The organism is Chitinophaga sp. LS1 (assembly GCF_034274695.1).
Taxonomy (GTDB): domain Bacteria; phylum Bacteroidota; class Bacteroidia; order Chitinophagales; family Chitinophagaceae; genus Chitinophaga.
Genome location: NZ_CP128362.1, coordinates 6,828,306 through 6,838,331 on the forward strand (window position 1 = coordinate 6,828,306; position 10,026 = coordinate 6,838,331).

The 10,026-nt window shown below is 44.4% G+C and carries 3 protein-coding genes; all 3 read right to left on the reverse strand.

Annotation, left to right across the window (positions count from 1 at the left end):
* Positions 1-2: 2 nt before the first annotated feature.
* From QQL36_RS28075 to QQL36_RS28085, 3 genes are read right to left on the reverse strand one after another with little or no spacing between them, the layout of a single operon-like run.
* Positions 3-689 (reverse strand): thioesterase II family protein, encoded by a 687-nt coding sequence (locus tag QQL36_RS28075; protein ID WP_321567538.1) that lies wholly within the window; start codon positions 687-689, stop codon positions 3-5.
* Entirely contained in the window at positions 686-2,335 is a 1,650-nt protein-coding gene (locus QQL36_RS28080; RefSeq protein ID WP_321567539.1) for a cyclic peptide export ABC transporter, read from the reverse strand. Before QQL36_RS28080 ends, QQL36_RS28075 begins: the two co-directional genes overlap by 4 nt.
* A complete protein-coding gene (locus QQL36_RS28085; RefSeq protein WP_321567540.1) occupies positions 2,332-10,020 on the reverse strand; it encodes a non-ribosomal peptide synthetase in 7,689 nt (2,562 codons plus the stop codon). The genes QQL36_RS28080 and QQL36_RS28085 overlap by 4 nt, the downstream gene beginning before the upstream one ends.
* Between the last annotated feature and the right edge of the window lie 6 nt (positions 10,021-10,026).

The following is a 10,026-nucleotide window of genomic DNA, read 5'->3' on the forward strand; positions in this document are numbered from 1 at the left end:
TTTTATGAGGTTATATGTTTAATAATCATTTCCCCCAGCGCAGCTGCATTCGAAAAGATAAAGAAATGCCCTCCGGGAAATGTAGCTGTTTCAAAAGATCCTGTGGTAAACTGATGCCAGTTATCCAGCTGCTCCACGCCTTCTTCCTCCTCCCCCATCATCGCCAGTAATGGTGCACTTACTTTCGGGAACTTTTCCGCACTGCATCCTTCCACCACTTCAAAATCAGCCCGCAGAATTGGCTCGTAATACGCATATAGCTCCTCATTTTCCAGCACCTCTTCCGGAATCCCACCTAATATCTTTAACTCTTCCCTGAAACCTTCATCATCCAGTAAATGTCGCATCTTACCAAAGTGTACGCCGGGCCCCGCATTCCCGGATACTATCACCAATTGCGGGCGATGCCCCTTCTGCTCCAGCATGGAAGTGACCTTTAGTGCCAGGTAAGCACCCATACTATGACCATAAATGTAAAACCGGTAATTATGCAGGCTATGCATGATCTGCTTAAAAATATCTTCCGCAGCAGCATCCAGATCCCTGATCAGTAAATCATTCACCCTTTTACCTCTTCCTGGAAGTTCTACCGGGGTTAACTCAAATCCAGTCAGCTCTTCTCTGAGAAAATCAAAGGAATACCTGCTTCCACCTGCAAAGTGTAATAAAAATAATTGAGGCTTCATCATAATCCTATTGCAGTAGTTTGAAAATTATGTGTTGGGTTTATAATAGACAATTGACCTTCTTCCATCTTATACAGCTTATCCGCACAATAATAGTACTGATCATCGTGGGTAATGGCGATTACCGTAATGGCGTTCTCTTTCAGGAATGGTAATACTTCTGTATAGAATTTTCGTTTAAAATGAGGGTCCTGGTCCGCTGCAAACTCGTCCAGCACCAATACGGGTTTCCTTTCCAATACCGCACATATCAACGCTAACCGCTTTCTCTGTCCGGCAGATAAATGAATGGTGGAGAATTTTCCTTCGTTAAAAGAAACCTTATGTTCCAGGTCCATGAGCTGTAGCAACTGCTTCACCATTACCGGATCTTTTTCAGCGACCCCATATAATTCTTCAAATAGATGAAAATCATTAAATACAATTGCAAACAGGGAATGATAATCCTGTAGGGATGTAGGGCGAATGAGTTGTTCATCAGCGTAAATTTCACCTCCGGATGGAATACACAATCCGATGAGAATATTCATAAAAGTTGTTTTCCCGCTTCCATTACCACCGGAAATAAATATGATTTCACCCGGCAATAAACGGAAGTTGATAGGACCTATTCCAAATGGCGTTTCATCCGCATTATTTTCGTCCTGCCCATAATGATAAACTATGTTGCTCATCACAATCTCTGAAAAACCCAGGTATATATTCTGCCGGGGCGCTTCCGTTTCGAATGTACGGATGTTGGCTTCCAGGTCATTGATGCGCTGCATGGAAATCCTTGCCTGAGAAAGGTTGGGTATTAACAATACAACCGTTTCAATCGGGCTCCAGATGTATAGAATAAGAAATATAAACCGAACCACAATACTCTTATCGACCCCCAGCCATATACCCAGGAACAGGAGTAAGGTGCCAATAAAAAAGTAAAATGCCAATTGCCCGATAATACGATTGGTAAGAAACCGTAACTGTGCCCGCTGGTTCATATCCGAGTTCTGGTGAATAGCCGGCCTTACATGCTTTTCCATGATCTCTACCCCCTTGCCTCTTTCCATTGATATCTCCTTAAAACCAGCCAGGATCTCATTTATATTTCTTACAAATACATCATAATATCCCATAGCGGCGACAAATAGCTTGCGGGCTTTCCTTTCACTATAGAAATAAATACCGAGTGTAAAACACAGCACGATCAGCATACCACATAATAGCTTCCAGGAAAGCAAACCCATATAAATAAAGCAAATAAAGATCACGATGCTATTTGTAAAAATATCTACAATGTTAGCCGATGCCATCACCACATTATCCGCATCCCGGGTCAGGGCACTGAAGATTTTCGCCTTGTATTTAATCACCTGACTATGGCCTGAGCGGATCACCATTTCCAGCATTTCCATCCTGGTTTTCCGAAGTACCTGCTGGGTAAAACGTATGATACCCCTTGCTGCTATTGTCCTGCATATAAAAAACAGCAACAACGCTATTGCAAATAAGAAAAGATATTCCCGGGGTATCCCCAGCGCATTATTAAAATAACCTTCTACTACCCGGTTGATCAGGTATACAATACCCATATTACCACCAGCGGCCAATATGCTTAAAAACGAAAACAGGACATATTTTCCCGCATACTCTTTTTTCAGGATCATACACTTAATATTTTGGATAGTTCGTTCAATTTCATTTGGGGTGATTCTATAATAGCTGATAATACCGCTTTCATCCTGTCGCAATATGCGACATCTTCAATCCGGGCAATCTTCCATTCCAATATGATTCCATCCTGGTATTCCATACAGCGCAGGTAATAACTATATTTAAACTGTCCCAGCGATAAACCGGGCATGCTGTCTTTTGTTTCGGGGCATGCTCCATCCATCTCCAGGTGACTGAAAGAAGCAAAATAATAGTCGTCAGGATCTGATGCCTCGCGCAGGTACTCCATAGGAACCTGTTCGAAGACTCTTCCTTCCAGGTAATTATGTTGCACCTGTTCTATTACCCCGGCAATCGTATGTTCCTCCCTGCACTCGCCCACCACTGCCACACTATTCACATATACACCTGCCACCCGGGATGCATCAAAGCCTGGCACTGGCGTCGTGATGCCACCTATGGTCACTTTTGCCAACCTGTACACGGAGGCTGGATGCCCAAGCCAGTCATTTATAAAACACGCTGCCAGCAACAGGCTGCTCATAAAATATCCATGCTCCCTGTTGTATGCGGAGAGCGTATCAATACGATATTGGTAATGTAATCTGCCGGCGGTAGCAGGTGGCGCTGCAAGTGCTATCTTGGGCATCAGAAAGGCCATCTGTCTTTCCCATGCCAGTTTCTTTTCTTTCGCAACAGCAGATGCGAGGTAGGTTTGTTGCAATGAAATAAATTCAAGGTATGTAGCAGTGGAAGGTGTAACATTTCCAAGGAATGCACTCTTCAGTAATTTATTGGAAAAATGATCTGTTACAATATGATGGATAGCCATGAAAATAATAGCGTCCTGCCTGTCATAAAGTACCGCACACCTGATCACCTCTCCTTTCTCCAATGCAAAGGGAACATTGATCATATTGTCTCTGACAGTACTCACTGCCGGATCATCCAGGTCTATTTCATCCTGCCGGATGAATGTGATAGCCGGCGCTGCTGGCAGGGGTAATAAAAACTGGTATACCTGGCCATTGATACAATCAAATTTCATTCGTAACATGCTATTGTCAGATAGCAATTGCCGGTAAATATGGATGATCGTTTGCTCATCAGTAAACGGCTGTTGAATATAAAAGGTTCCCACTGCATGCACAAACTCTTTTCCGTTCCAGTATATCTGCTGGTTGTAAGACAACGGAAATTGTACAGCGTCTGACACTACAGGCAATATCGTTTCAGCTGTTTCCACAATTCCCAGCCTGGGCGCCAAACTATGAATGACAGGGTATTTCAGCACATCCGTTACCGCCAGCTGGTACCCTTTTTTCTTCAACTGGTTCACCAGCCAGATTGCTTTTAGGGAGTTCCCCCCAGCCAAAAAGAAGTTTTCATTCGTACCGATCCCCTTTTTACCAAATAATTGTTCATATAATTCCACCAGCATAGCCTCTTTATCTGAGACAGGTAACCGGTGTGCTGCTATTACTTCATGATTGTTTTCCGTTAAGGCAGCTAACGCACGGCGGTCTATTTTTCCACTGCCGGTCATTGGAAATACAGCCACATGAATAAAATACTGTGGTACCATAAAATCCGGCAACCTTTGTACTAACCTTTCGCGGATGATTGCTGGCGTAATATCGCCGGAATAATAGGCCTTCAAGCATTTGCCGCCAGTATTATCTTCACCGGCCAATACAACAGCTGCGCTGATTTCCTGTTGCTGGTGAAGGGCATATTCCACTTCTCCCACCTCTATTCTATATCCTCTTATTTTTACCTGGTTATCTCTTCTCCCTGCATAGATGATATTTCCATCATCCTGCCACCGCCCGATATCCCCGGTTCTGTACAGGCGATGTTCAAATATACCCGGTAGGAAACTACGTGCGGTCAGCTCTTCACGGTTCAGATACCCCCGGGCTACCTGTACCCCCCCGATGAAGATCTCTCCATGCACGCCTACAGGTACCGGCTGCAAATGATCATCCAGTATATATATGCTTGTATTTGCTACAGGTCTGCCAATAGGGATGATAGCGTCCCCAGGTCTCGTATCGTAATAGGTGACGTCCACCGCTGCTTCCGTAGGGCCATAAAGATTGGCAATGGGCACCTGTAACCGCTTATACCAGGTATCCACGGTAGATGGACTCAGCGCCTCACCACTGGTGACCACCATTCTGAGCCGGCTAAGTATATCCAGGTTATCCGCCTCATCAAATAGAGTAGTCATAAAAGCCTGTAACATACCTGGTACAAAATGTAAACAGGTGATTTGATGCCGGCTGATAAGGTCGACGATTCGCCCGGGTGCATACACATCCTCCTCTTCGCACAATACCATACCGGTACCCCAGCACAATGGCAGAAATATTTCCCATACTGATACATCGAAAGTAAAAGTCGTTTTTTGAAGTATCCTGTCTTTGCTATTGAATCCATAATGCCTGTACATCCACTCTATCCTGTTCACTACACTGCCATGTTCAAGCATACAGCCCTTGGGCATACCGGTAGAACCGGATGTATAGATGACATAGGCAAGGTCATGTGCCGCAACCTGGAAATCATCTAATGTGGGCTGCCAATTGTTCGCCTGTTTTCTAAACGTATCAATCAATGCGCTATTCACAATTACTTCTGCCCCACAATCTTCCTTTATCCATGTGATCCGCTCAGGAGGATAATCTGCCCCGACCGGCACATAAGCACATCCTGTTTTGATAACAGCCAATATGGATATCACCAGCCATTCACTCCTATGAAGGTTCACTGGAATCAGCGCTCCCTTTTTAATATCATATTCTTCCAGTAAAAAATTGGCGAGGCGGGAAGACCATTCTTCCAGCTCTTTCCAGGTGAATGCACGGTCTTTAAAATAAAGTGCGATTTCGTCTCCCCTGCGTGCTGCCTGTTCATAAAAAAGAGAAACCAGGGTACGACCTTCCGGATAAAGTACCGCTGACTGGTTAAAGCCGGATAGTATGTTTGTCCGCTCCCCTGGCAACAGATAATCCACCTTGTCAACCGGGGTGCCAGGTGTAGCAGATAATACCCGCAGCAACTGGCTGAAATGTTGTAACAACCCCGTCATCCTTCGTTCATCAAAGAGGTCAGTATTATAGCCTAATTTAAGGGACAGGCTCCCATCTGCTGCTTGAAAAGCATCCAGCTGCAGATCAAATTTAACAGGCATTTGTCCCAGATCGCTCTTTGTAATACCATTTATATTTTCCTGCTCATTGTGCAATACAAATAGCACATCAAATAATGGGGAACGGCTCACATCGCGCGGTATTTTTATTTCATCTACCAAACGATCGAAAGGATACCACTGATGAGAGAATGCCTGTGAAATATATGTTTTGGCATGCGCAAGCAGCTCATGAAAACTATCTCCGCCCTTGAAGGGCAACTGCAAAGCGAGGGTATTGACATAAAAACCTACCTGGTCTTCCAGCTCTGCATGATCTCTGCCTGCCACAGGTGTACCTATCACGATCTCTGCCTGCCCGGAATACCGGTAAAGCAATACCCTGAAAACCGAAATAAGCCCTACAAAGATCGTTACACCTGCTGCCTGGCATCTTTCGCTCAAAAGAGCGCAGGCATCTGCTGGTACCTGGATCGCCAGCCCTTTCCCATTGAAAGTCTTCACAACAGGCCGCTGATGCGAAAAGGGAAGGGTTAATACAGGAATTTCCTCCCTGAATTGGTCCAGCCAGAATTGCCTGGTACTTTTTGCTGCTTCACTGTTCAGTCGTTCCTGTAGCCAGTAAGTATAATCTTTATATTGTATGGCTAGCGGCAGCTCTTCTCTCCTTTCCCCCCTTACCAGTAATGAATAATAATGCATGATCTCCTTCTTCAATATTTCTACAGACCATCCATCACTAATAATATGATGCATACAAAACCATGCAGTGACGGCGTTACCTGATCTCACTAATCCACCTCTCAGCAACGGCCAGGTACTGGTATCAAAGGGCAACAGGGTTACATTTCTTAAATGGGAAGCTGCTGCTTCAGCATCAGGAATATCGTTGATGTCAAGAATAAATTTTACTGCTGATGCAGGTAATACAACCTGCGACAGCTGATCCTCATCCGTTTCCCGGAATATGGTCCGTAGTATCTCATGCCTTGCAATCACACTATTAATGGCTTCTTCCAGCATTGCAGGCTGTATACTTTCATCCAGCACAAAATAACTACCGAGGTTATAGGCACCTTTCAAGTCTCCCATTTTATCCATTACCCACATCCTTCTTTGTCCATCTGACACAGGATAATGAGCTGCTGTCGCCACCGGCATAATCCTGGACCAGGGAGACGCGGGCATGCCTGTAATGAGCGCAGCCTGGTCTGCGATGGTCGTAAAACGGAACAGATCCTGCATAGAAAGAGTCACACCCAACTTCCTGCTATAAGCATTACTGATCTGCATAAGGTTAAGGCTATGCCCACCCAGGCTAAAGAAATCATGATGAATGCCGATGGATACCTTCTTCTTTAACACCTCCTGCCAGATTGCTGCCATCTCTTTTTCCAACAGGGTAACAGGGAATACAATTTCCTCGTCACCGATATTTTCTGCTGCTACCGGCAATGGCAATGCTTTTTTGTTGATCTTGCCTGTCACCGTAAGCGGAAATACTTCCAGTTGTACAAAATAGGAAGGGATCATATAATCTGCGAGAGACCCTGACAATTGCTTTCTTATTGCATTTATATCCAGATGACTGATGGTCTTTATATAAGCAATCAATATCAATTCTGTTCCCTGTTCTTTATTAGCTATTACCACCGCATCCATGATGCCGGGTATCCTGCGTAATGCCTGCTCAATCTCACCGGGTTCAATACGGATACCCCTTATTTTCAGCTGGTCATCCATACGACCGGTACAGATAAAATTACCATCCGGTAATAACCGGCCCTGGTCCCCTGTACGAAATAATAACTGTCCGGGGATAAAAGGATGTGGAATAAATTTTTCTTTTGTCAGCTGTTCATGGGCAAAATAGCCAGCTGCCAGCCCAATACCACTTACACAAATTTCACCGGGATAACCTGGTGGCACCGGCTGTAAAGCAGCATCCAGTATATACACCTGGAAGTTGTACAAAGGCTTGCCGATAGGCACACTCCTGCCAAACTGTGCTATGTCTTCCCGTGTATCGAAAAAGGTAACATCTGCCGTTACTTCTGTAGAACCATAAATATTTAACAGGGTACTACCCGGCAGTAGTGTTTTAAAAGAGGTGACCAGCTCTAATGGTAAAGGTTCTCCACTGGATACCCAATAATCCGGCAAGGGAGTTTGTTCCTTCCTGTCTTTTATTGTTTCAAGCAAAAGTCTGAGCAATGATGGCACCAGTACAATCCGTGTGATCTGTTTAGCGGATAGCTTTTCAACAAACGAAATATCGATTACCTCTTCTTTTCTGAATAAGACGCTGGGAATACCTTTTAAAAGGGGACCAAACACTTCACAGATATGATCTGCAAAGCTGCCTGAAGTTTTCCAGGCGCTCCGCTCTCCTTCCCGGTAAGGATAAGTATTCCACATCCAGTATAACCTGTTGAGGATACTTGTCTCTTTTAGTAGTACGCCCTTCGGATTTCCTGTAGATCCCGAGGTATATATCACGCAGGTTAAATGTTGGTCGTTAGCAGGCGGCGTTTCAAATAACAGGTCGATCGGCTCTGTGAGCAACTGTGTCACATCGAAAATCTTTCTTCCTGGCTGCAGTGGAAGCATGTCTTTACCACTGGTAAGAACGATAGCAGCATTCGTCTCTTCCAGGACAAAGCTGATCCTGCCAACCCCGTTAGCAGGATCCATAGGCACATATACCCCACCGGCTTTCAATATGCCTAATATAGCGATCAGCATCTCCGGGCATCTGTCCATCACCACAGGAATTAATTGCTGTGGTGTAACCCCCTCTTTCAACAAATGAGCAGCTATACGCTCACTACCAGCATCCAGCTCCTGGTAGGTTAAATAATGTTCATCATAAAACAAGGCAGGGAAGGAAGGACTTTGCTTCACCTGTTCCCTGAAAAGCATGACAAGTGTTTTATCAACAGGATAGGCCACTGTATTTTTATTCACCCTGTGCAAAAAATCAATTTCAGCATTTGTCAGAAAAGACAGGCTGCGAACAGGCTGATGAATATTTTCTATCACCAGGCAAAACAGCCCCATAAAATGCTGCACCAGTGTCTCCATGGAAGAACGGGAATAAATATCACTGTTATAGGCAAGGCGCATAAACAGTGCGTTTCCCACTTCTGTAAAGTCGAAGTTCAGATCAAATTTTACTGCACAATCGCCACCATAACAGATGGCATTTGCTATTGTGGAAGGAGTCACATAATTATTATCCCGCTCATTATGTAGTACGAACATAATATCAAACAAAGGGGAGCGGCTCAGGTCACGCTGAATATGAAGATCATCCAACAACTGGTCAAATGGATACAACTGATGTTCGTAGCTGTTCAGGGTTACCTGCCTGATTTGCTGAAGGATGCTGCCAAAATTATCAACTCCATCTATTTTAATACGAAGCCCTAAAGTATTTACATATAAACCAATCTGCTCCTGCAGGTTAGCATGATCCCTGCCAGCTACCGGGGTACCAATGATCAGATCTCCCTGCCCGGTATACCGGTATAATAGTACATGCAATACACCCAGCAATCCCATAAATAAAGTCGCCTGCTGTTGGTAACATAGCTGTTTGAATGCACTGACTTCCCTGCTCCCGATAAATGATTGTAACACTTCACCACGATGGGTGAATACCGCCGGTCTCTTACCAGCCACAGGCAACTCAAATAATGGTAGCTCGCCACTAAAATGAGATAACCAATATGTACGATGCCGGTCCAGTGAGCCGGATAATAACTGTTGCTGTTGCCATACGGCAAAGTCTTTATATTGGATATCCAGCGGGGGCATAGCAATTTCTTTACCTGCTGCCAATGCTGCATAGATCGCATTGAATTCCCCTGAAAAGATATTGACCGACCAACCATCACTGATAATATGGTGCATATTGCAATACAGCAGGTAGCGTTTTTCCCCTAATTTAAAAACCGCTACCCTGAACAAGGGGCCTTTATCCAATGCAATCGGCAATGCCTTGTCTGCCGCAATGATTTGATGCGCCGCTGTTACTGCATGATGGCTGTCTGAAAGGTCATGATAAACGATCCTGAAATCCACGTCCTCAGTGGCCAGTACATACTGCCTTACACCACGGGTAGGTTCCGTTTTGAAAACGGTTCTTAATATTTCATGTCTGCCTATGAGATACAGGAATGCTCTTTCTGCAAAATCCAGGTCAAAATCTGTGTTTATTTCAATAACCTTCGGAATATTGTAAGCAGTAAATCCATTATTGATTTCTTCTAATAACCATAACCTCAACTGCCCGGAGGATAAAGGATAGGAATCCGCCACAGGTACCGGAGGAATATTCTCATTCCCTGCTTTTGCATCCAACAGGTAATCTACTATCTCCTGTTTACTACTCTTAATAAGCGTTAAAATATCACCTGTCACTACTCCTTTTGGGAACTTTATATCCAGGTTTCCTTTTTCATTTATTGCTAAGCTGACATCCTTCTCCCGTAAGGAATCCAGCAGGTCTTTTACATTCATGCGCAT